The 22,804-nt window shown below is 66.8% G+C and carries 23 protein-coding genes; 14 read left to right on the forward strand and 9 right to left on the reverse strand.

The window, feature by feature from the left end:
* The 4 genes from NX068_RS20275 to NX068_RS20290 all read left to right on the forward strand — a co-directional run.
* Nucleotides 1-162: nitrous oxide reductase accessory protein NosL (locus tag NX068_RS20275; RefSeq protein ID WP_263463076.1), on the forward strand; the 162-nt coding region annotated here is incomplete at its 5' end.
* Nucleotides 163-175: 13 nt separating this feature from the next.
* Nucleotides 176-451 (forward strand): hypothetical protein, encoded by a 276-nt coding sequence (locus NX068_RS20280; RefSeq protein ID WP_263463040.1) that lies wholly within the window; start codon nt 176-178, stop codon nt 449-451.
* Nucleotides 448-828, forward strand: coding sequence for a hypothetical protein (locus NX068_RS20285; protein ID WP_263463041.1), 381 nt, complete (start codon nt 448-450; stop codon nt 826-828). Before NX068_RS20280 ends, NX068_RS20285 begins: the two co-directional genes overlap by 4 nt.
* On the forward strand, nt 825-1,457 hold the full coding sequence (locus tag NX068_RS20290; protein ID WP_263463042.1) for a nitrous oxide reductase accessory protein NosL: 633 nt from the start codon (nt 825-827) through the stop codon (nt 1,455-1,457). The genes NX068_RS20285 and NX068_RS20290 overlap by 4 nt, the downstream gene beginning before the upstream one ends.
* Before the next feature lie 49 nt (nt 1,458-1,506).
* Here NX068_RS20290 and NX068_RS20295 read toward each other — a convergent pair whose 3' ends face one another.
* The 3 genes from NX068_RS20295 to NX068_RS20305 all read right to left on the reverse strand — a co-directional run bounded on the left by NX068_RS20295 (nt 1,507) and on the right by NX068_RS20305 (nt 6,416).
* Nucleotides 1,507-2,583 carry an ABC transporter substrate-binding protein gene (locus tag NX068_RS20295; protein WP_263463043.1) on the reverse strand — a complete coding sequence of 359 codons (1,077 nt, stop codon included), beginning with the start codon at nt 2,581-2,583 and terminating at the stop codon, nt 1,507-1,509.
* A 49-nt stretch (nt 2,584-2,632) separates the two neighbouring features.
* Complete coding sequence (locus NX068_RS20300) at nt 2,633-4,051, reverse strand: class I SAM-dependent methyltransferase (RefSeq protein ID WP_263463044.1); 1,419 nt, start codon at nt 4,049-4,051, stop codon at nt 2,633-2,635.
* Between the two features lie 67 nt (nt 4,052-4,118).
* On the reverse strand, nt 4,119-6,416 hold the full coding sequence (locus NX068_RS20305) for a FepA family TonB-dependent siderophore receptor (protein ID WP_263463045.1): 2,298 nt from the start codon (nt 6,414-6,416) through the stop codon (nt 4,119-4,121).
* Between the two features lie 264 nt (nt 6,417-6,680).
* On the opposite strand from NX068_RS20305, the gene NX068_RS20310 reads away from it, so the two are divergent.
* Both NX068_RS20310 and NX068_RS20315 read left to right on the forward strand, forming a co-directional pair.
* A complete protein-coding gene (locus tag NX068_RS20310) occupies nt 6,681-7,406 on the forward strand; it encodes a response regulator (protein ID WP_263463046.1) in 726 nt (241 codons plus the stop codon).
* Nucleotides 7,403-8,743, forward strand: coding sequence for an ATP-binding protein (locus NX068_RS20315; RefSeq protein WP_263463048.1), 1,341 nt, complete (start codon nt 7,403-7,405; stop codon nt 8,741-8,743). Before NX068_RS20310 ends, NX068_RS20315 begins: the two co-directional genes overlap by 4 nt.
* 185 nt (nt 8,744-8,928) lie before the next feature.
* Here the strand turns inward: NX068_RS20315 and NX068_RS20320 are convergent, their stop codons facing one another.
* The gene (locus NX068_RS20320) at nt 8,929-9,369 is read right to left on the reverse strand and encodes a c-type cytochrome (RefSeq protein ID WP_263463050.1); all 441 of its coding nucleotides are present in this window, start codon (nt 9,367-9,369) and stop codon (nt 8,929-8,931) included.
* 271 nt (nt 9,370-9,640) lie between these two features.
* On the opposite strand from NX068_RS20320, the gene gluQRS reads away from it, so the two are divergent.
* Together gluQRS and NX068_RS20330 are read left to right on the forward strand one after the other, a co-directional pair.
* Entirely contained in the window at nt 9,641-10,657 is a 1,017-nt protein-coding gene (gene gluQRS, locus NX068_RS20325) for a tRNA glutamyl-Q(34) synthetase GluQRS (protein ID WP_263463051.1), read from the forward strand.
* Nucleotides 10,579-11,007, forward strand: a complete 429-nt coding sequence (locus NX068_RS20330; RefSeq protein ID WP_263463052.1) for a CoA-binding protein — start codon at nt 10,579-10,581, stop codon at nt 11,005-11,007. Before gluQRS ends, NX068_RS20330 begins: the two co-directional genes overlap by 79 nt.
* Before the next feature lie 218 nt (nt 11,008-11,225).
* Here NX068_RS20330 and clsB read toward each other — a convergent pair whose 3' ends face one another.
* From clsB to NX068_RS20345, 3 genes are all read right to left on the reverse strand, one after another.
* Nucleotides 11,226-12,380 (reverse strand): cardiolipin synthase ClsB, encoded by a 1,155-nt coding sequence (clsB, locus tag NX068_RS20335; RefSeq protein WP_263463077.1) that lies wholly within the window; start codon nt 12,378-12,380, stop codon nt 11,226-11,228.
* Nucleotides 12,380-13,129: an endonuclease/exonuclease/phosphatase family protein gene (locus tag NX068_RS20340; RefSeq protein ID WP_263463053.1), complete on the reverse strand. Its 750-nt coding sequence runs from the start codon at nt 13,127-13,129 to the stop codon at nt 12,380-12,382. Before NX068_RS20340 ends, clsB begins: the two co-directional genes overlap by 1 nt.
* A gap of 159 nt (nt 13,130-13,288) precedes the next feature.
* A complete protein-coding gene (locus tag NX068_RS20345; RefSeq protein WP_263463054.1) occupies nt 13,289-14,203 on the reverse strand; it encodes a LysR family transcriptional regulator in 915 nt (304 codons plus the stop codon).
* 299 nt (nt 14,204-14,502) lie between these two features.
* Here NX068_RS20345 and NX068_RS20350 point away from each other — a divergent pair, with 299 nt between their 5' ends.
* Entirely contained in the window at nt 14,503-15,717 is a 1,215-nt protein-coding gene (locus NX068_RS20350) for an MFS transporter (RefSeq protein WP_263463056.1), read from the forward strand.
* Between the two features lie 44 nt (nt 15,718-15,761).
* Nucleotides 15,762-16,190, forward strand: a complete 429-nt coding sequence (locus NX068_RS20355; RefSeq protein ID WP_263463057.1) for a PaaI family thioesterase — start codon at nt 15,762-15,764, stop codon at nt 16,188-16,190.
* 240 nt (nt 16,191-16,430) lie between these two features.
* Here the strand turns inward: NX068_RS20355 and nadA are convergent, their stop codons facing one another.
* Nucleotides 16,431-17,531, reverse strand: a complete 1,101-nt coding sequence (nadA, locus tag NX068_RS20360) for a quinolinate synthase NadA (RefSeq protein ID WP_263463058.1) — start codon at nt 17,529-17,531, stop codon at nt 16,431-16,433.
* A gap of 112 nt (nt 17,532-17,643) precedes the next feature.
* On the reverse strand, nt 17,644-18,096 hold the full coding sequence (locus tag NX068_RS20365; RefSeq protein ID WP_263463059.1) for a rhodanese-like domain-containing protein: 453 nt from the start codon (nt 18,094-18,096) through the stop codon (nt 17,644-17,646).
* Between the two features lie 62 nt (nt 18,097-18,158).
* On the opposite strand from NX068_RS20365, the gene NX068_RS20370 reads away from it, so the two are divergent.
* The 4 genes from NX068_RS20370 (at nt 18,159) to glnL (ending at nt 22,804) form a co-directional block, all read left to right on the forward strand.
* The gene (locus NX068_RS20370; protein ID WP_263463060.1) at nt 18,159-19,364 is read left to right on the forward strand and encodes a cation diffusion facilitator family transporter; all 1,206 of its coding nucleotides are present in this window, start codon (nt 18,159-18,161) and stop codon (nt 19,362-19,364) included.
* A gap of 215 nt (nt 19,365-19,579) precedes the next feature.
* Nucleotides 19,580-20,989 carry a type I glutamate--ammonia ligase gene (glnA, locus tag NX068_RS20375; protein ID WP_263463061.1) on the forward strand — a complete coding sequence of 470 codons (1,410 nt, stop codon included), beginning with the start codon at nt 19,580-19,582 and terminating at the stop codon, nt 20,987-20,989.
* 134 nt (nt 20,990-21,123) lie between these two features.
* Complete coding sequence (locus tag NX068_RS20380; RefSeq protein WP_263463062.1) at nt 21,124-21,612, forward strand: DUF4124 domain-containing protein; 489 nt, start codon at nt 21,124-21,126, stop codon at nt 21,610-21,612.
* Between the two features lie 100 nt (nt 21,613-21,712).
* Nucleotides 21,713-22,804, forward strand: a complete 1,092-nt coding sequence (gene glnL / locus NX068_RS20385) for a nitrogen regulation protein NR(II) (RefSeq protein ID WP_263463063.1) — start codon at nt 21,713-21,715, stop codon at nt 22,802-22,804.

Raw genomic sequence — 22,804 nt, forward strand, 5'->3', positions numbered from 1 at the left:
AAGCGGCTGGGTTCGATGGGGCCGACCGCCGCCTCCTTCGCCACCGAGGCCGATGCCCAGGCCTTCGCCACCCAGCATGGCGGCAAGGTGCTGAAGTTCAGTGAAGTCACGCCGGACATGGCCATCCTCGATGGCGGTGCGCTGCACGACCAATCCATGTAAACAAGGCCATCACATGAGCGCAACGATCTACGACGCCCTTCCCCCCGAAGCAGCCCCCGAGCTCGAACGGCTCGCCCGCCTGGTCTATGAAACGCGCGAGCACCGGCGCGCGGTGCTGCAGGCCGTCGGCGCAACGGACGAACAGGCCCTGCTCCAGCGCATCATCGACGGCGGCATCGACGAACACCCTGCCTACGAACACTACCTGGCGGCGCGCATCCTCGCCGATACGCACCAGGCCGCGCGCGAAGCGATGGCCATCAGCCTGAAGGAGCTCAACCAGCGATGAAGCTGCATACGGCCATCCTCGAACACATCGGACGCGAACATGCGGACGCGCTCGCCGCGCCCCCACGGCTCACCCAGGACGCGCTGACCATCACCCTGCGCAACGGCGTCACGCTGACCGTGCGCTACGCCGCGCCCGACGCCTATTCGCTGCGCTGGAACAGCGGGCCGGACACCCTGGAGATGGGCATCAACACCGCTCCGACCCACCCCCACCTGTCCACTCGCCCCAACCACTTGCTCCGCAGCGACGGCACGGCGGCGGCCGACCCAATCACCCGCATCGACGCCAGCCCCGAAGCCAACGTCGGCGCGCTGATCACCGCCCTCATGCGCGATCCCCTCATCGGCGCCACGCCTCCCGCCTCGCAGCCATGAACCTCACCGGCCGCCGCCTCCTCCTGCTCGGTGCCGCGGTACTCTGCACGGCGACGGCCGGCGCGCTGTTCGCGCAATTCGCTGCCAAGGGCAAAACGGCGGAATTCGTCCCGCCCGCCGAGGACATCTGCATCGTTGCGCCGGCGCGGGTGTCGGCCGCCCATCCCTACGACCCCGCATCCGGCCTGGACATGCTTGCAGCGCGCCCGGTGCCGGCGGATGCGCGCTGCCCGGTGTGCGGCATGTACCCGGCACGCTTCCCGAACTGGGCGGCGCAGCTCATCTTCAGCGACGGCTCGGCGCATTTCTTCGATTCGCCGGTCGACCTCTTCGTCTTCCTGGACGAGCCGGCGCGCTTCGACGCCAAGCACACCGCGGAAGACGCCGCCGCGCTCTACGTCGCCGACCACCGCAGCGGCAGCTGGCTCGATGCGCGCAAGGCCGTCTTCGTCATCGGCTCCGGCGTGCGCGGCCCGATGCGCGGCCCCGACCTGCCGGCCTTCGCCGAAGCGGCTGCCGCCCTGGCCTTCATCGCCGAACACGGCGGCCGCGCCCTGGCCTTCGACGAAATCGGCCGCAGCACGGTCCACGACTTGCGCAACGCCGCCCACGGCGGGCACGGACACTGACCGGGAAGGGCCAGGCTCCACGGTCGAGCACCCGCTGCCCGTCCGGCCATCACCTGCGAATGCCCGCTCCCTTTCCGGCATCGAAGGCGGCCTTGACCTGCCGCACGCTCTTTTCCAGCAAGCCCAGGCCACCCGCCATCAGGTACCAGTTGGCGCCGTCCTGGTCGAGAAACACCACTTTTCCTTCCCGCCATGCCTTGCTGTTGGCAACGACCGGTGTGGCAGCCATCGTCTCGGCGGCCTTGGCCTCGCCGAATGCGGCATTGCGGTCCACGACGAACAGCCAGTCCGGCTCCCTGGCCATCACCTCGGACAGATAGCGCTCTTCGGCCGCCTGCCGCTCTTTCTGTGCGGCCTCCGCCGCCGCCCTGGCCTCGGGGCTGTCATCCGCCGGCGCGGCGGCCTGGGGCCTCCCGGTACTCAAGCCCTGGCCCTCGTCCGGCCGCAGCGCGGGACGAATGCCGACCAGTTCATAGACCATGCCGAAGCGGGCATCCGGCTGCTGGGGCATCACGCGGTTGCCCACGGCGAACATCACCAACCCTGTTCCCTGCTTGGCAGCCTGTTCGTGGAGCGCTCGGACTTCGCCCAACAGCGCATGCAGCCTGTCTCCGGCTTCTTTCTCGCGGCCGAAGGCCGCGCCGACGGTCAGGATGTTCTGGGCAACACTGGCCACCAGACTGGTATTGCTGACCGACAGGTCGACGATGGGGGCGATGCCTTTCAGTTCGTCGAGCTGTCCGCCGCCCCGCCCGTCGACGATGATGAGATCGGGCCGAAGATCCTTGATCCCGGCAATCCTCGGGTCAGCACCGCCATCCCGGGCTGCGGCGGGAAGCCGCACATATCGATCACCGGAATATCTGGCGATCAGATGTGCGGGCCAGCGGACGGTCGACTCCCCTGAAGGTGGGGCCGGAACCGCTGCCAGATCGACTCCAAGGGCGTCGAGGGTATCCAGCGCCGCCAGGCCGAGCACCGCCACCTTGCGGGGCACGGCCGGAAGTTCGGCGACACCCTGTACATGCGGAACCTTGCGCGATTCGGCTTGCACAGCCGAGGGGGCGCCTGAAAGCAGCGACAGGACAACACCTGCTGCGAGCATGCAACGGCTCGATCTTTTCATGTCTTCTCTCCTTTGGACTGCACAAAAGCGTTTGATCGATGAATCGCCGTCACGACCCGAGCCACTCGAGCCACTCGAGCCGCAGCATGTCTCCGGCGCTGCCATCCGGCACCGGAATCGCCGAGCCGATTGCAGCGGCGGCCAGGATCGGGCCGTTGAACGGAGCCGGCGACCGGGCGAGCACGGCGTTGAGGCGTGATGCGCACTCGGCACCGCCGGCCGAGTGCAGATCAGGGCGCAGGAACTGCAGCCAGCCGGCCCAGGCCAGGATTTGCAGCAGCAGGTTGACGAAGCCCGGCCGCTGGGCATAGGCGGACAAGCCGGCCAGATCGGCATAACTGCACGGGCCGTCCTGCAGCAGGGCAAGCAGCGGCGCGACATCCCCCATCGGCAGGCTCACCGGCCCGATGCGGCTCGAGAACGTGATGCTTCCCCGTACGGGAATCGGCCCGGCCGGCGCCGCGGGCAGCAGACAGACACGCTGTCCGAGCAGCCCGGCCTGGTGGGCCGGGTCGCTCAGCAGGTTGCCGCCGGGGCGCCGGCGCTGATAGATGTCGCAGCGCTGGGTCTGGTTGCGTGCGAGATCCTTGAAGGTTTCGACTACCGCCGCATCGGCGCCGCTGCGGCGCAGTTCCTCGAGCATGCCCTGTGTCGCCGGCGGCAGCGATGCGGAATCGACGTTCTCGCAGGGCGCTGCACTGCCGGCATATTCGCAACCGGCTTCGGCAAGCTCGGCCATGACGTCGGCGGTGTGCAGCACGTCCCAGTGTTCATTGAGATATTCGTGAGCGAGAAAGGCCGCAGTGGCGTCGTCGATGGGCTGCGTTGCAGGCAGCATGCCCGGATGATCCTGAAAATAGCCCGCGCCCGCGTCCGACATGCGCTGCAGGAAGGCCATCGCGCTGCGTGCCTTGTCCGCGCTGGTGCAGGACGAATCTGCGGCCACCATGCGCATCAGCCGCCGCGCAGCGGCGAACGATGCGAAGCCGGGATGGCTGAGATAAGACAGGTAGAGCACGCCGCCCGGCTTGAGCTTCTGGGCGACGATGCGGCGAATGGCGGACCTGGCCTCGGCAGAGACCCACGAATACACGCCATGGACGACGAGAAAGTCACATGCGGGAATGCCGCTTTCGGACGCTTCGAGCACCTGCTCGAAGCCCAGGCAGTGGAATGACGCATTGCCGACCCCGGCATCGCGAGCCAGGGCGCGCCCTTGTTCGATGGCCCGGGCATTGAAATCGATGCCGATGAAGCGTCCTTGCGGATTGGTGGCGGCCCCCACCACCACGTCCAGCCCGGAACCGCAACCCAGCTCCAGCCAGGTGTACGGCCGTGTCAGATCGGGCGCACGCCGCCCGAGCGCAGTCAGGATCGCGGCATTCCATGCGGGCATGGTTTCCCGGTGGAAATGCCACGGATAGCCGGTGTCGGTGATGTAGCCCGGAGCAGAGGAAGACCTGGTCATGTGATGAAATGGCGTGCAGGCGCTGGTCCGCCGAACGGCATCGGCAGAACCCAGCGCATCCGGAAAATCAGAACGATGCCGTGTAGGTCACGTAGTAGGCGCGGCCCGGCTCGTTGTAGGTCTTCGCCCCGGCGCCGGTGGAAACGACCCGGTCCTCGAAGGGAACCGACGAGTCCGTCGGACTGTTGGCGGAAGCCAGACGGGCGGCCCGCTTGATTTCCTTGTCGAACAGGTTGCTGATACCGAAACCCACTCGGTGATTCTTGTTGATCTCCCACGTGCCGTTCAGGCCGAACAGCGCATAAGCCCCCCGCTCCCGGACTGCATCGCCGATCATCGGCCAGCCGTGGTAGCTGACCGTGCGCGGCTTGCGACGGCCATAGAAAGTGCCCGTCAACTGCATCGAGAACTGCTCCGTGGCCTGCCATTGCAAGGTGCTGTTCAGGGTGTATTTCGGAATGATGGAGACCGGCTGGCCGGTGTCCTTGTTGTGGTTCTTCAGCATCCAGGTGAAGTTGTTGATCAGCCTCAGCGTGCTGCCGTTGTGCCCCAGCAGCGGAATGCTGAGGTTGCCTTCCCAGCCGTGGATCAGCACCTTGCCCGCATTGACCCACTCGTAATCGACCGGATTGTCGAGATCGGCGATGTCGTCGAGCGCCTCCGCCAGCACCTTGTTCTTGTAGTCGTTGCGGAAGTAGGTCAGCGAGCCGTCCCAGCCACCCGGACCGTCCCAGGCCAGGCCGATTTCCTTGTTGACGCTGATCTCCGGCTTCAGATCGGGATTGCCGCGCACGGTGCAGTCGTAGGAGTCGGGATCGAGGCCCATGCCGTTGTAGGGGCAGGTCGCGCCCAGGCCGGAGGCATAGAGAGGCGAAGTCTGATAAGGATTGGGCGCCTTGAACGTACGCGCGATGCCGCCCTTGAGGGTGAAGCCGCTGCCCAGTTCATACATCGCGTTGAGGCTGGGGCTCCAGTTGGTGCCGAACTGGCTATGGTGATCCAGACGCAGCCCCGGCGTCAGCAGGAAAGCATCGGTGATCGCCATGTTGTCTTCGACGAAGACGGCCTTGGTCGTGTTCTTCAGCTCGACCTGTTTCAAGGGATCCGGCTGGCCTGTCGTCAGCAAGGCATTGTTGTCCGCTAGCGCCTGCCGGCGGTATTCGAAGCCGGTGGTCAGCATCTGGTCGATGCCTCCCAGCTGCAGCGGCGTGTTCAGCTCGCCGCTCAGGAAGTAGTTGTCCTGTTCCGACTGCTGCAGCGACGTACCGCTGCTGCAGTTGCCTTCGCCCATGCCGCTGCTGCCCTGGCGGCAGTTGATCGTGCGCGTGTTCTCGTACTGGAAGGTAATGCGGGAATCGCCCAGCTCTCCCCATTTGCCGCGATGCGTGATGGCAGCTTGCTGGCGATAGACGCGGCGGGTTTCGGCGCCTTTGTCGGCCCACTCCTGCATCACTCCGGTGGGGCCGAGGGTCGAGGATTCGCCGACGTAGATGTTGCCCTGGCGGCTGAAGCCGGCCTCGAACTCCAGGACCTGATCAGGCGTGAGGTCCCAGTGCACCAGGCCGTTGACGTCGCGGTTGCGGCGGCCTTCGCGGCCGGCATACCAATAGGGTTCCACTTCGCCGGTCGTGGCGTTGAGCTGCGTGCCATTGATCTGCGGCTTGTCACCGTCGGTCTTGGCGGCGCTGCCGTAGAGGCGGAAGGAGAGATTCTCGGCGAGCGGACCGGAAAGATTGAAGCCCAGGCGGCGTGTGCCATTGCCTTCCAGGCTGTCTTCCGGCTTGCTCAGATAGGTGGTGACCGAACCGGAAAGGCTGCCGCCGGGCTTCTTGGTGATGATGTTGATCACGCCGCCCGATGCGCCCGAACCGTAGCGGGCGGCCGCAGGGCCACGGATGACTTCGATGCGCTCGATCTGGTCGGCCGGAACCCAGTTGGAGTCGCCGCCGGTGTCACGGTCGCCGGTGCGGCGGGTGATGGCGCCCTGGCGCGAATTCACCGGCTTGCCATCGACCAGGATCATGGTGTTTTCCGCCCCCATGCCGCGCAGGTCGATCTCGCGCTGGTTGCCGTAGGCCCCGACCGAGCTGGTGCCCGACAGGCTGACGCCCGGCTGGGTCATCAGGATCTCGGCCAGGTCGTTGGCCGGCGGACGCTTTTCCAGGTCCTCGCTCGTGATGATCGAAACACCGGTCATCTGCTTCAAGGTTTCTTCCGCGGTGCCCAGCACACGGACTTCGGACAGGGTCGTCTCCGGGCTACCCGATGCCGCCTGCTGCGCGCAGACGCCATGGGCGAACAGAACAGAGCCGACAGCGAAGGCGAGCGGCGTGAGCTTGAGCGAGGTTGGAGCGGAAACGGGCATGGTCATCCTCTTCGTGACAGTAGGTACGGAACATGGAAGTCATGCTTTCCACCCTCCGCAGCCGGAACGGCACGCGATTCGTCATCGAAACGACAAGCGCGTCCGTGGAAAATGAGGATGCGAACTATAATTATTTACTGTCTTGAGCATTTGTCGGAGCGCAGCCCGTTTGTGAGGGCTTACGGCAGCTTCGACATAATTTCCTCACAAATCCAATATATGACTGGATCCAGCAAAACCGGCACCAGTGGAACCAGCACAGTCATGAAACGAAATCGCATCCTGGTCGTGGACGACCACGAGGACATCCGTTATCCGCTCGCCACCTACCTGAGTCGCTACGGTCTGGACGTGAGTACTGCCGCCGACGCTGAAGACGTACGTGCGCTGCTTGCCGAACGGCAGTTCGATCTCATCGTCCTCGATGTGATGCTGCCCGGCGAGGACGGCCTTTCGCTGTGCCGCTACATCTACGAGCACCTGAAGATCCCGGTGATCCTCCTGTCCGCGATGGTGGAGCCGGCGGATCGCATCGCCGGCCTCGAACTCGGCGCAGACGACTACGTTCCCAAGCCCTTCGATCCACGCGAACTGCTGGCGCGCATCAAGACCGTGCTGCGCCGACTGGATGCAGTCGCAGCGCCGGCCGAACCGCCCCTCGGCGATGGCCACTATTACTTCGAATCATGGGTACTGGATGTCGGCCAGAGGGAGCTTCGCCACAGCGACGGTCGTGCGATAGAACTCAGCCCGGTCGAATACCGACTGCTGCGTGCGCTGGTGGAGCACCCCAATACGGTCCTGAGCCGGGAACGCCTGCTGAGCCTGACCAACCGCGACGACAGCACGCCCTTCGACCGCAGCATCGATACGCAGATCAGCCGCCTGCGCCGTAAACTCGAAGACGACGCACGCAGGCCCCGGTTGCTGCGTACCGCCTGGGGCGACGGCTATCTGCTGTCCGCCGACGTCCGCCGGCTGCGCGCATGAAATTCGGCAGGCTCCTGCCCCGAAGCCTGGTAGGCCAATTGATCGGCCTGCTGCTTGCCGGCATCATCGCCGCCCACCTCATCGCGCTGCCGCTCGACGGCACGGGCACTGGCCGTGTTCTCCCCCACGCACGCGACAATGCGCTGGAACGCATCGCCACCGCTTACCGCGTCACCGAAGCCTGCGGCGATTGCGATGTCGCCGCCGTACTCGAAGCCATGACAAGCCACGACGCGGAATTCAGCTTGAAGGCCTCCGCACCAAGGGCATTCGGCGAGACGAATGCCGAGCTCGCTACGCAACTCACGACGCTCGCGGGGCTCCCCGCGAATGCCGCGGTCCATGTCTACCTGGAGGACAAGGCGCCTGATCCCGATACGCTATCGCTCACCCGCCGCCCGCACGCCGTCCTCGATGCGGCCCTACCGCTGGCCGACGGACGCTGGCTGGTGGCAAACCTGCGTCCCACAGCGCGCTATCAATGGTGGCGCCCCCTGCCGGTCACGCTGTTTGTCAGCGTCCTGCCGGTTCTGCTGATCGTCAGTCTGTTTGCACGGTACATCCTGCGTCCCACCAAGGCACTGGCCGATGCGGCCGAGCGGGTCAGCCGGGGGGAGCGCATCGATCCATTGCCGGTCAGCGGCCCCGCCGAATTGCGCGAAGCCACCGCAGCCTTCAATACCATGCAGGAACGCCTCACCCGCTTCGTCTCCGACCGAACTGCGATGCTGGCTGCCATCGGCCACGATTTCCGCACGCCTCTTGCATCGCTGCGCCTGCAGGTCGAACTGCTGGACGACGAGGCCGTGCGCCAGCCGATGCGCCGAATCCTGGATACGATGCGCGACATGATCGACGAGACCTTGCGCTTTGCCCGCGACGACAGTGTCCGCGAGCCGACACGGGAAGTCGACTTGTCCGTATTGGTCGTCCAGGCTGGCGAAGAACGGGTCTCGCTGGGGCAGCCGGTAAGCTGGCGCGTTCCTGAAACCTTGCCGTACCGCTGCCGGCCGCTTGCCCTGTCGCGCGCCCTCGGCAACCTGATCGACAACGCCGTCCGCTATGGCGGCAACGCGCACGTCAGCCTCGACCTCCACCCCGACGGCAGCAGGCTCTCCATCGCGGTGGACGACGACGGCCCGGGCATCCCTGAAAACTGGCTGGAGCGTGTGTTCGAACCTTTCGCCCGCCCATCGGCGGCGCGTAGCCAGGACAGCGGCGGGATCGGCCTCGGCCTGGCCATCGCGCGCTCGTGCATCGCCGCCCATGGCGGAGAAATCCAGCTCACGAACCGCCCTGCCGGCGGCCTGTCGGCACGCATCACCTTACCCGCCTGAACCCTCTGGCCACAGAGATCACAGCACAGGACGACGGCAGTCCGGCTTACCGGAAGCGGGACCGCTGGGGATGTCGTCCCGATCCACCAGGGTATGAAACGAAAAACGGAGGCTTCCGCCTCCGCCTGTCTGTCGTGCACGATGCGCGAGCCATCCCGGCTCGCGCTATCGCACTCGGCCGTGACTCACTGCGACTTCGCCACCATGAAGTCCACTGCGGCCTTGACGTCGTCGTCGGGCAGCGTCGCTGCGCCGCCGCGGGCCGGCATCATGCCTTTTTCGCCGGTGAAGCCTTCGATCGCGTGCTTGTACAGAGTCTCGGTACCCTGGGCGATGCGTGGTGTCCATTCGTCCTTGTTGCCGGGAACCGGCGCACCGGCGACACCTGCGGCATGGCACAGTGCGCAGGTCCTCTTGTAAACACTCTCGCCGCCGGCGTTGGCCGGGGCAGCGGCCGCCGGAGCAGGTGCGGGGGCCGGCGCGGGTGCGGCGGCAGCAGGCGGGGCGGCAGGCGCGGGTGCAGCAGGCGCCGGGGCGGAACCGGCGGAACTGCCGGAATCCTGCCCGCCACAGGCGGCAAGCAGACCGGCAAGGACGGCAGCGAGAATCAGCGGGGTCTTTTTCATTGGAACTCTCCGGTGGGTGTCGGACAAACGATGCGGCACGGGGCGCGACGCATCGCACGTGGGAATGCTACGTGCCGAGCGGAGAGCCTGTGATTGACAGGAATCAATTCGTCCTGCTAAAGCATTGGCTTGGCGCATGCAACCGGCCTCGCCGCCCGGGCCGCACCGACACCGTCGGCCCGGGTTGATGCAGAATCGGGAAGAATCGCCCGCGGGACGGCTCCGGCACTGCCACGGCGCCCCGGCCGCCCCGCACCCGCTCCATCTCGACATGAACGCCCTTTCCCGTCCTCCTTTGCCATCATCCCATGTCGGCCGCTTCGCGCCTTCGCCCAGCGGCCCGCTGCATTTCGGCTCGCTGGTCGCGGCGGCGGGCAGCTATCTGGAAGCGCGCCGCCACGGCGGGCGCTGGCTGCTGCGGATCGAGGACGTCGACACGCCGCGCACCGTGCCCGGTGCGGCCGAAGGCATCATCGCCACGCTGGCGCGCTTCGGCTTCGAATGGGATGGCGAGATCGTCTGGCAGAGACGCCGCAACGATGCCTACCGCGCCGCGCTGGAGCAATTGAAGGCTGCCGGCCACGCCTTTCCCTGCGCCTGTACGCGGCGCGAAATGGCGGATTCGGCGCTCGCCCGCGACGGTTCGCGGCGCTACCCCGGCACCTGCCGCAACGGCCTGCCGCCCGGGCGCACCGCACGCGCATGGCGGGTGCGGGCCGAAGGCGTGATCGGCTTCGACGACGCGATCCAGGGCTGGCAGCAGCAGGACCTCGCGCTCGATGCCGGCGACTACGTGGTGCTGCGCGCCGACGGCCTGTTCGCCTACCAGCTGGCCGTGGTGGTGGATGACGCCGATGCGGGCGTCACCGACGTCGTGCGCGGCGCCGACCTGCTCGATTCGACCGCCCGCCAGATCCATCTGCAAGGCCTGCTCGGCATGCCGCAGCCGGCTTACGCCCACCTGCCGGTCGCCACCAACGCCGCGGGCGAGAAGCTGTCGAAGCAGACCCTCGCCCGCGCCATCGACGAACATCCGCCGGCGGCGGCACTGTGCGCGGCGCTGCGCTTTCTCGGCCAGGCGCCGCCGGCCGGACTCAAGCGCGCCCCACTGGCCGAAGTCTGGCACTGGGCCTTCCGGCACTGGCAACTCGACGCCGTGCCACGGCGGCGCCACGCCCCCGCAACCACCATCGACCCACCGAGGACATCATGCACCCCAACGACCTCTCCGCCGACCGCGGTGCCATCCGCGAGCTGCTCGCCACCGCCCGCAGAATCGCGATCGTAGGCATCTCGCCGAAGCCGCAGCGGCCGAGCAACGCGGTCGCACGCTACCTGCGCGATGCCGGCTATACCATCATTCCGGTGAATCCGGCCTACGACGAGGTGCTGGGCGAGAAGTGCTACCCCAGCGTGCGCGAAGCGCCCGGGCCGATCGACATCGTGGACGTGTTCCGCAAGCCCGACGAAGTGATGGCAGTGGCCGAGGACGCGATCGCCGCCGGTGCCGGCTGCCTGTGGCTGCAGCTCGGCGTGATCGCACCCGAAGCGGCGCAACGGGCTGCCGACGCCGGGCTGAAAGTGGTGATGAACCGCTGCACCGAAGTCGAGCACATGGCGCTGGGCCGGCAGGGCTGAAGACTGCCGTGCAGACAGCTCAGGAATAAAAGGCCTTTTGAAGCCCTTTGAAGGTAATTTTCACCGCCGTATAGGCAGCTTAGAAAAGCTCGAAACCTCGGTTCGGCTCGCTTGCAGTCTTCACTGCCGTATAGGCAGCTTAGAAAGATTCGAGCGTCGGGATGATGCCGTGGTGCGCCTTCACTGCCGCATAGGCAGCAAACGCGCATATAGAAACCTCAATGCTTGCCGCCGTAGCCCGCCAAGCCGATCGCCAGGCGGACGATCTGGTACGACGCCCAGGTCAGGACGCGCTGCAGCAGCGACAGCCGGCGCCAGTCCGACGGGCGCAGTTCCACCGCGCCGGCCTCCATCTCGCGCGCCAGGCTGGCGCGCAGCCCGGCGGCGAAGGCCTCGTCGTCGACGACGACGTTGGCCTCGCGCGCCAGCAGCAGGCTGAAGGCATCGATGTTGCTCGAACCCACCGTCGCCCAGCGGCCATCCACCACCGCCACCTTGGCGTGTAGCTCGCTGCGGTGGTATTCGAACAGCCGGATGCCGTGCTGCATGAAATACGGGTAGAGCGCGCGCGTGGCGTGGCGCTGCAGCGGGTGGTCGGCCACGCCCTGCAGCAGCAGGATGACCTCCACGCCGCGCTCGGCGGCATCGACCAAGGCCTGGCGGAAACGCCGGCCCGGAAAGAAGTAGGCATTGGCGATGACGACCTCGTTCCTGGCTCTGCCGATCGCATCCAGGTAGGCATTCTCGATCGCATGGCGAAAGCGCAGGTTGTCGCGCACGACGAAGGCGGCGCGGATGTCGCCGGCCGCCTCGGTCTGCGCCGGCGCGCCCAGCGGCTGATGCGAACGGCGGCGGAAGCTGACCCATGACAGCAGGCGCCACAGGCGCTGCGCGGAAGCGAGGATCGGCGCCAGGATCGGCCCCTGCACATGCACGGCGTAGTCGTAGCGCGGATGCGCCGGGCCGTCCGCATGGAAATCGTCGATGATGTTGATGCCGCCGACGAAAGCCTCGCGCCCGTCTATCACCACCACTTTGCGATGCAGGCGGCGCAGGCGATGGCGGCGCAGCGACAGCGCACGCAGTTCGGGACGATAGATCAGGACCTTGACGCCGTTTTCGAGCAGCCGCGGCAACAGGTGGGCGACGAAGCTGCGGCCGCCGAAGCCGTCGACCATCAGCCTGACCTCCACGCCGCGCGCGGCGGCACGTTCGAGCGCGGCGGCGATGCTGCGCCCGGTCTCGTCCGGCTCGAAGATGTAGCCCTGCAGGAAGATCTCCTGTCCGGCGCGGTCGATCGCGTCCCGCAGCGCGGGGAAATACTGTTCGCCGTTTTCCAGCAGACGCACCGCGTTGCCGGACAGGAAGGCGATCAAGCCAGCGGCTCCAGTTCGGCCGTCAGCGCTGCGTGGTCGGAAATCTGCGCCCAGGGCGCGCCGAAGTGCACCTCGGCGCGCCGGATGCGGAAGCCCCGCACATAGATGCGATCGAGACGGAAGAAGGGCAGCGCGCTCGGAAAGCTGCGCGCCGGCCGCCCGTGGTCGTTGCCGAAGGCTTCGACCAGGCCGAGCCGGCTGGCCAGCAGGCGGTCGGCGTGGTTGCGCCAGTCGTTGAAGTCGCCGGCGATGATCAAGGGCTCGCCTTCGGGCGCGACGTGTTCCATGCGTTCGGCCAGCGTTTCCATCTGCCGCCGCCGGCTGCCGCCCATCAACCCCAGATGCACGCAGACGCAATGCACCGGCGTGTCGAAGCCCGGCAGCTGCACCTCGACGTGCAGCAGGCCGCGGCGCTCGAAGCGATGGTCGGACACGTCGTGGTTGGCCTGGCTCAGGATCGCATGGCGGCTGAGGATGGCGTTGCCGTGGTGGCCGTGGTCATACACCGCATTGCCGCCATAGGCCGTCTGCTGCCAGTTCTCCTCGGCGAGGAACTCGTGCTGCGGCAGCACGGGCCAGTTCGGGTGGCGCTCGGGGTGGCGCAGGTGCAGCCCCTGCACTTCCTGCAGGAAGACGAGATCGGAATCCAGCGTACGCAGGCGGTCGCGCAGTTCGTGCACCACCATGCGGCGGTTGAACTGCGAAAAGCCCTTGTGGATGTTGTAGGTACAGATGCGCAGGTTCATGAGCGGAAAAGTCCCCGGTCAGCATGCGGTCACGGGACATCATATGCGGCCCGCACGTGGAAATTAAAGCGTTTCCGCCACAAAAGCCTGCGCGGCAGCTGCGGGATCACGATGCCAGGCCTTTTCAGGCGCAACTGAACGATGCCGCACGGCGGCGCTTCAAATGCGCTCCCACGGCGGCAGCGGCTGGAAATGCCCCAGCAGGGCATCGAGAAAAACGCGCAGCTTGGGCAGGCGCACCCGGCTGGGCGTGTAGCAGGCGTACAGGTCGCGGCCGAACACGATGTCCGGCTCGTAATCGTCCAGCACCGTCTGCAGGGCACCGGCCGCCAGTTCCCGATGGCACAGGTAGGTCGGCAGGATGGCGATGCCATGGCCGGCGCGCACCGCATCGAAGATGCAGTCGATGTTGTTGAAATGGATGCGGCTGCGCACCGGCACCACGGTCTCGACGCCCTCGCCGTCGATCAGCACCCAGCGCTTGTTGTCGCCCAGCACGTAGCTCAGGCACTGGTGCTGCAGCAGATCCAGCGGCTGGCACGGGCGGCCACGGCGGGCGAGATAGTCCGGCGCGGCACACACCACCCGGCGCAGGCTGACGATGCGGCGCGCCACCGCGTCGTCCGGCGGCAGGCGCGTCATGCGCAGCGCGAGGTCGATGTTGTCGCCGACCAGGTCGACGACGCGGTCGGTGAGGATCAGCTCGATCTCGAGTTCCGGATGGGCGGCCGCGACCTCCGGCAGCAGCGGCGCCACGCAATGGCGGCCGAAGGCGACGGTGGCGCTCACCCGCAGCGTGCCGCAGGGCCGGTCACCGAGATTGCGCACCGCGAGTTCGGTGCTGTCCACCGCCTCCAGCGCACGTAGCGCATGCTGGCGGAACACTTCGCCGGCCGGCGTCAGCGCCAGCCTGCGGCTGGAGCGCTCGAACAGCCGCGCACCCAGGCGGCGCTCCAGTTCGGCCATCTGCTTGCTGACCTGGGCGCGGGTGCAACCCAGCGTGCGTGCCGCCGCCGCCATGCTGCCGCCTTCGGCGACGCGGACGAAGCAGTCCCAGGCAGGCAGCCAGTTCATGACATCTCCTTGCCGCAACATCCGGCATCGTGGGTTCGGTTCAAACTTGCTCTCCTGTGGCACGCGGGGGAAACACGCCGCGCTATGGAACATGCTGCGTGCTTGCCGGCCGAGCGGACGGGGCGGGTCCGCCTTCGATATCGAAACCGTCAACGAATCGTTGACATGATGCATCGAATCGCGGGCTTTTCCGTATACGATGCGGAAACTATCCTCACGCCATCTCCAGCCGCGCCGGCGCACAGACTCTGCAATCCGCCGAACGGCTCCACTTCCCACTCCTCCCCGGATCGCTCCGCATGTTCCACTCCCTGCGCCAGCCCGGCGTGCTCGCCATCACCCTCGCCGCCGCCGGCATCCTCGCCATCACGATGGGCGCGCGCCAGTCGCTCGGCCTGTTCATCAGCCCGCTCAACAGCGCCACCGGGCTGGGCATCGCCTCGATCAGCCTGGCGCTGGCCGTCGGCCAGTTCACCTGGGGGGCGATCCAGCCCATCGCCGGTGCTGCCGCCGACCGCTGGGGGCCGCGTGCGGTGCTGGTCGCCGGCATCCTGGTGCTGGCGCTGGGCAGCGCGATCACGCCTTTCATGGATTCCACCTTCGGCCTCGTGGTGTCGCTCGGCCTGCTGTCGGCGATCGGCTCGGGCGCGGGCAGCTTCTCGGTGCTGATCGGCGCCGCCGCGCAACGCCTGCCGGCGGAAGCGCGCGGCGCGGCCTCGGGCGTGATCAATGCCGGCGGCTCCTTCGGCCAGTTCGTGTTCGCGCCCCTGCTGCAGAAGCTGATCCAGGTGTTCGGCTGGATGGGCGCGCTGTGGTCGCTGGCGGTGATGACGCTCGCGGCACTGCCGCTGATCGGCAAGGTGGCCCGGAGCGACCATGCGGCTGCGCGGCCGGCAGAGGAAAAGGGCGGCCTGCGGCGCGCGGTGCGCGAAGCGATGGGCGATCGCAGCTATCTGCTGCTGCATGCCGGCTTCTTCACCTGCGGCTTCCACATCGCCTTCCTCGTCACCCACCTGCCGGGCGAGGTGGACCTGTGCGGCCTGCCGCCCTCGGTGGCGAGCTGGTCGCTGGCGATCATCGGCCTCGCCAACATCTTCGGCAGCCTGTACGCCGGCTCCTGGGTGGCGCGCTACCGCAGCCGCAACGTGCTGGCGCTGATGTACGCCTCGCGCGCAGTGCTGGTGGCGCTGTACCTGGTGATGCCGAAGACCGAATGGACCTTCTACCTGTTCGCCGCCGGGCTGGGCTTCACCTGGTTGGCGACGGTGCCGCCCACCGCCGCGCTGGTCGGCAAGCTGTTCGGCATCCGCTACCTCGGCACGCTGTTCGGCCTGACGCTGCTGTCGCACCAGATCGGCGCCTTCCTCGGCGCCTGGCTGGGCGGCATCAGCATCACGCTGACCGGCGACTACAGCTGGATGTGGTACGCCGACATTGCCCTGGCCGCACTCGCCGCGGTGCTGAACCTGCCGATCCGCGAAGCGCCGGTGGTACGCGCGCCGCAGCCGGCCTGAAGCTCGTCCCCCCAACCCCATTGCCCCAACCAAGGAGCATGCCCATGAGCATCCTGCGCCCCGACATCGACGTCGCCCTGCTGAACGAGCGCGGCGGCGAATACCTGCCCGGCTACCTCGGCATCGAGATCCTGAGCGTCGCCCAGGGAACGCTGAGCAGCCGCATGCCGGTGAAGAAGCTGCACATCGCCCCCAACGAGTTCCTGCACGCCGCCAGCGTGGTGGCGCTGGCCGACACCAGTTGCGGCTACGCCACCGTCGCCCATCTGCCGACAGGCGCGGAATCCTTCACCACCATCGAACTGAAGAGCAACCACCTCGGCACCGTGCGCGAAGGCGCGATCCGCTGCGTCGCCACCGCCCAGCACCTCGGCCGCAACACCCAGGTGTGGGACGCGACCGTCAGCGACGAAGCCAGCGGCCGTACCATCGCGCTGTTCCGCTGCACGCAGATGATTCTGTGGCCGAAGTGATTCGTGCTGCTGCGGGCGTGGGCAGCGACACCGCTCACGCCTTCGCCGGCGGCAGTTCGATGCGACGTATCGCCGATTCTCGAAAATAACGACACGTTCTGAGGACATGTCGCCGGCAGCGACATATCACCCAAACGTGTCGCCGTTTCTCCGTTTCGGCGACATGTCGCGACACGGCCTGATGCAAAAAGGGCGGCTCCCGCGAGGAAAGCCGCCCTTTTCGTTCCTGCAGGTATGCGCTCAGGACACGGCCAGCATCCGGTCGAGGGCGATGCGGGCCAGTTCGGCCTCGTGCTGCGGCACCTTGATCTGGTTGACGACCTTGCCGTCGGCGAGGTTTTCCAGCGTCCAGGCCAGGTGCTGCGGGTCGATGCGCTGCATGGTCGAGCACATGCACACCGTCGGCGCCATGAACTGGATGTGCTTCCCATGCGGCTTCATCTCCTCGGCCAGCCGGCTGACGAGGTTCAGTTCGGTGCCGACCAGCCAGCGCGTGCCTTCGGGCGCGGCGGTGATGGTGTTGATGATGTATTCGGTGGAGCCGACGTAGTCGGACTTGCGGCACACGTCGAGGCTGCTTTCGGGGTGCGAAATCACCAGGCCGCCCGGGTTCTTCTCGCGCCAGCGGTCGATATGCACCGGCTGGAACATCTGGTGCACCGAGCAGTGGCCCTTCCACAGCAGGATCTTGGCCTTGCGGATCTGCTCGGGCGTGAGGCCGCCGTATTCGAGGTCGGGGTCCCACACCACCATTTCGTCGAGCGGAATGCCTTTCTTGAAGCCGGTCCAGCGGCCGAGGTGCTGGTCGGGGAAGAACAGCACTTTCTCGCGCTTGGCGAAGGCCCAGTCGAGGATGGTCGGCGCGTTGGTCGAGGTGCAGACGATGCCGCCGTGCTCGCCGCAGAAGGCCTTCAGGTCGGCGGCGGAGTTGATGTAGGTGACCGGCGTGATCAGTTCGTCGGGCTTGTCCAGCACTTCGGTCAGTTCGCGCCAGCAGCGCTCGACCTTGGCCAGGTTGGCCATGTCGGCCATCGAACAGCCGGCGGCGAGGTCGGGCAGGATGGCGATCTGGCTGGGCTTGGACAGGATGTCGGCGACTTCGGCCATGAAGTGCACGCCGCAGAAGACGATGTACTCGGCTTCGGTCTGCGAGGCCAGGCGGGCCAGCTTGAGCGAATCTCCGGTGAGGTCGGCGTGCTGGTAGACGTCGGCACGCTGGTAGTGGTGGCACAGCAGCACCGCGCGATCGCCGAGGCGGGCGCGGGCGGCACGGATGCGCTCCTGCGCCTCGTCGTCGGCGAGCGCGTTGAAGCGGTCGAAGCTGATGGTGGCTACTTGCATGATGCGGGTCCGGTTCCTGTAGGAAGGGATGCAGGCCTGTCGGCCTTCGTGACTCGGAGCAGCCTCACCCGGAGGGGTTCCGGTGGCGGGCGCCCGGATTGTAAGGAAAAGCTCAGCCCTGCTGCCAGGGCAGGCCGGCATGGCGCCAGCCGCCTACCCGGTTGCGCTGGCCGTTGGCGTCCTTGTCGCCTTCGAAGCCTTCAAGCACGTTATAGCAGTTGCTGTAGCCGGCTTCGACCGCCGCGCGGGCGGCACCGTCGGAACGGCCGCCGGAGCGGCACAGGAACATCACCAGCGCCTCGGCATCGACCTGGTGCTTGAGCTGATTGACGAAACTGGCATTGCGCTGCATGCCGGGCCAGGACAGCCACTCGATCTCGACCGCTCCGGGCACCCGCCCGACCCAGTCGAGCTCGGCGCGCGTGCGCACGTCGACCAGCCTGGCACCCGGCGCCAGTTGCAGCACCTGCCAGGCTTCGGCCGGCGTCAGCGCGCCCTGGTAGGGCAGTTCGAGGTCGGCGGCGCGCCGACGGGCCAGCGCCAGCAGATCGGACAGGGTTCCCATGCGAGCATCCGTCTAGAATCGTGTATCGCGCGAAGTATAGCGCGTCATTCCCAGGCTCCTGCATGATCCACGCTCATCCGCACCCGCCCGCTGCCCGCTCCCCCTTGCCGCCGGACGGTGACGAGGCCCTGCGCAGCCGGGGCATCCAGCGCACCACGCTGATCGCCATCGCCACCAACGCACTGCTTTCGCTCGCGCAGATCACCGTCGGCCTGTTCGCCAATGCCTTCAGCCTGGTGGCGGATGCGGCCCACACGCTGTCCGATCTGGTCACCGACGTGCTGGTGCTGTTCGCCGGCCGCCGCGGCGCCGACCCGGCCGACGCCAGCCACCCCTATGGCCACGGCCGCATCGAAACGGTCACGACGATGCTGCTCGGTGCCGTGCTCGCGGCGGTCGGCATCGGTTTCCTGTGGAGCTCGGGACTGCGCCTGCAGCACATGGACGCCTTGCCGGAACTGCATCCGGCCGCCCTCGCGATGGCCTTGCTGACCCTGGCCGCCAAGGAAGGCCTGTTCCGCTACACGCTGGCCGCCGCGCGGCGGCTGAAGGCGCCGCTGCTGGAAGCCAACGCCTGGCATGCGCGCTCGGACGCGGCGTCGTCGCTGGTGGTGGCGATCGGCATCGGCGGCAGCCTGGCGGGCTACCCCTTCCTCGAACCGCTGGCCGCCGCACTGGTGGGCTTCCTGATCATGGGCATGGGGATTCGCCTGAGCTGGCAGGCCGTCCGCGAGCTGATCGATACCGGCCTGTCGGAAGACGAGCTGGCACGCCTCCGGGAAACCATCGAAGCGACGCCCGGCGTCATCGGCCTGCACGACGTGCGCACGCGGCGCATGGCCGGCCGGGTGCTGTGCGACGCCCACGTGCAGGTCGAACCGCGGCTGACGGTTTCCGAAGGCCACCGGGTGTCGGACGAGGTTTACCTTCACGTGCGTGCCGCCCACCCCGAAATACAGGACATGCTGGTGCATATCGACCCCGAGGACGACGGTGGTTCACGGGCTGCGCCTGTCGGCCCGCTGCCCGCGCGCAAGGACGTCGCCGCCGCGGTCGGCCAGTTGCTCGGCCGCGATGCCCCCGCCCCCCTGCGGATACAGATCCACTACCTGGGCAAGCGGATCGACGTCGAAGTATTGCTGCCTGCCGCCGCGGCTACCGCCGTGCCTGCCGGGCAGGCGGAAACGCTCTCCCGGCATACCGAAGCCTGGCTGGAAGCACATGCCGAATACCGCTCGATCCGCTTCTTCCAGCAGATAGCACCATGATGGTGCATTCAGCATGAGCAAGGCACCAACTTGGTGCACAGCCCGAACGAACTGGCACCGTCATTGCGCATCGGCCCTTGTGGCACAATGAGCCACGGACAGGAACCCTGCCTGGCACGCTTGATGCTTACTCGAACGACGAATTCCCGCTCACGGGTCCAGTACCGGTGTGCAAACCATTACGCAACCAACGCCTCATCTCATCAGGAGTGAACATGAACGCCCAAGACGTCATGAAGATGATCCAGGAAAACGAAGTCCGCTTCGTGGATCTGCGCTTCACCGATACCCGCGGCAAGGAGCACCACGTCGGCCTGCCGGTTTCCGCTTTCGAGGAAGAGCACTTCGAGCACGGCCACCCCTTCGACGGCTCCTCGCTGGCCGGCTGGAAGGGCATCCAGGCTTCGGACATGATCCTGATGCCGGAACCCGCGTCCGCCTACATCGACCCCTTCTTCGACGAAACCACGCTGGTGGTGACCTGCGACGTCATCGAGCCGTCCGACGGCAAGGGCTACGACCGCGACCCGCGCTCGATCGCCAAGCGCGCCGAGGCCTATCTGAAGAGCACCGGCATCGGCGACACCGCCTTCTTCGGCCCCGAACCCGAGTTCTTCATCTTCGACTCGGTCGAATGGTCGGTCGACATGTCCGGCGTCTACAGCAAGATCATCTCGGAAGAGGCCGCCTGGTCCACCGCCGACAAGTTCGAAGGCGGCAACACCGGCCACCGTCCGCGCGTCAAGGGCGGTTACTTCCCGGTACCGCCGGTCGATAGCCTGAACGACATCCGCGCCGCCATGGTGCTGGCGCTCGAAGCCTGCGGCGTGCCGGTCGAAGTCCATCACCACGAAGTCGCCAACGCCGGCCAGTGCGAGATCGGCACCAAGTTCAGCACGCTGACCAAGCGCGCCGACTGGACCCAGGTACTGAAGTACATCGTGCACAACGTTGCCCACCAGTACGGCAAGACCGCGACCTTCATGCCCAAGCCCATCGTCGGCGACAACGGCTCCGGCATGCACGTGCACCAGTCGATCTGGAAGGACGGCCAGAACCTGTTCGCCGGCAACGGCTACGCCGGCCTGTCGGAAACCGCGCTGTACTACATCGGCGGCATCATCAAGCACGCCCGCGCGCTGAACGCGATCACCAACCCGGGCACGAACTCGTACAAGCGCCTGGTGCCGCACTACGAAGCGCCGACCAAGCTGGCCTACTCGGCCCGCAACCGCTCGGCTTCGATCCGCATCCCCTACGTTGCCAACCCGAAGGGCCGCCGCATCGAGGCGCGCTTCCCGGATCCGCTGGCCAACCCCTACCTGTGCTTTGCCGCTCTGCTGATGGCTGGCCTGGACGGCATCCAGAACAAGATCCACCCGGGCGATCCGGCCGACAAGAACCTGTACGACCTGCCGCCGGAAGAAGACGCGCTGATCCCGACCGTGTGCACCAGCCTCGACCAGGCGCTGGAGTACCTCGACAAGGATCGCGAGTTCCTGACCCGCGGCGGCGTGTTCTCCAACGACTTCATCGATGCCTACATCGAGCTGAAGATGGAGGAAGTCACCCGCATGCGCATCACCACCCACCCGGTGGAATTCGACATGTACTACAGCCTGTAATCCGAGGATTACTGCGCAGACAGGAGAGGACGGGCATTGCCCGTCCTTTTTTTATGGGGTCTAATCCAGCCACCATTCCATCAGGATGGCGCCGGTCCGACCCCGTCCGGCGCAGCGAACCGACGAACACGAGCATGCGCCTGCTTCGAATCCTCCCGCTGACCCTGCTGCTTTACGCCGCCCTTCCCGCCCAGGCGGCGGTCTACAAGTGCATCGACGCCGAAGGCCGCGTGACCTACACCAACGACCCCAGCGCCGCGCGCGGCTGTACCGCGCTCGATACCGGCCAATCGGTATCGACCGTGCCCGCCCCGGTGCGCCGCCCGGCAGCGACGCCAAGCACCACGCCCTCCTCCTCGCCGTCGAACTTCCCCAGGGTCAGCCCCGGCGACCAGCGCGCTCGCGACGACGGCCGCCGACAGGTACTGCAGTCCGAACTGGAAAGCGAGGAGTCCGCACTGGCAAGCGCCGAAGCTGCGCTGGCCGAACAGGAATCGATCCGCCTCGGCGATGAACGCAATTACCAGAAAGTGCTCGACCGTCTGCAGCCCTACAAGGACAAGGTCGAACTGCACAAGCGCAATATCGAAGCCCTGCGCCGGGAAATTTCCGGCCTGAGGTGACGCGGCGGCACGGCTGCGCACCATCTTCGGGCGCCACGCCCCGTCGCCACACACTGGCGCGTATCTTGCGTGTCACCCTGGAGACAAACAGGACGCGCACATGCCGAAGCATCCTCCACCCATCGTCACCGGCCCTTTCGCCGGCCTCGAGCTGCTGTCGTCAGCCGTCGTGCTGATCGACGAGAAGCTGATCATCCGCTACATCAACCCCGGCGCCGAGAACCTGTTCGCGATCAGCCGGCGCAAGCTGCTGGAGCAACCCCTGAGCCGCCTGCTCGGCACGCCGCCAGGGCTCTGCTCGGCGCTGGAAAGCGCCCTCCACACCAATTGGAGCTATACCGGCCAGGACATGACGATCTCGCGCGGCAGCGCCGAGCCGATCCGGCTCGACTGCACCGTCAGCCCGGTCGAGACCAACGGCGTCCGCCTGCTGCTGGAATTCCGCCCAATCGACGCCCAGTTGCGCGTGGCCCGCGAGGAGCAGTTGCTGCAGCAGCAGCAGGCCAACCGCGAGCTGATCCGCAACCTGGCGCACGAGATCAAGAACCCGCTGGGCGGCATCCGCGGCTCGGCGCAGCTGCTGCAGCATGAACTGGACGACCCGCAGCTGCGCGAATTCACCGAAGTCATCATCGCCGAGGCCGACCGCCTGCAGGACCTGATGAACCGGCTGCTGAACTCGCATTCGATGATGCGGCCGGCACCGCTGAACATCCACGACGTGCTCGAACGCGTGCGCCGCCTGATCCTGGCCGAATTCCCGGCACTCGAAATCCGGCGCGACTACGATCTCAGCCTGCCCGACATCACCGCCGACCGCGAACAGTTGATCCAGGCCATCCTGAACATCGTGCGCAACGCTGCCCAGGCGCTGGAGGGCACCGGCGAGATCCATCTGCGCAGCCGGGTGGCCCGCCAGGTCACGCTGGCCAAGCGGCGCTACAAGCTGGCATTGGAATTGCAAGTGATCGACAACGGCCCCGGCATTCCGGCGGAGATCCACGACAAGATCTTCTATCCGCTGGTCTCGGGCCGGGAAGGTGGCAGCGGCCTGGGCCTGTCGCTGGCCCAGAGCTTCATCGAGCAACATCAGGGCATGATCGAGGTGGATAGCCGTCCGGGGCGCACCTGCTTCACGATCCTGCTGCCGATTTCCGATCGTGCGCTAGCCGCCGGCAGCGCACCAGAATAG

The organism is Thauera carbonicopians, assembly GCF_025699485.1.
Taxonomy (GTDB): Bacteria; Pseudomonadota; Gammaproteobacteria; order Burkholderiales; family Rhodocyclaceae; genus Thauera.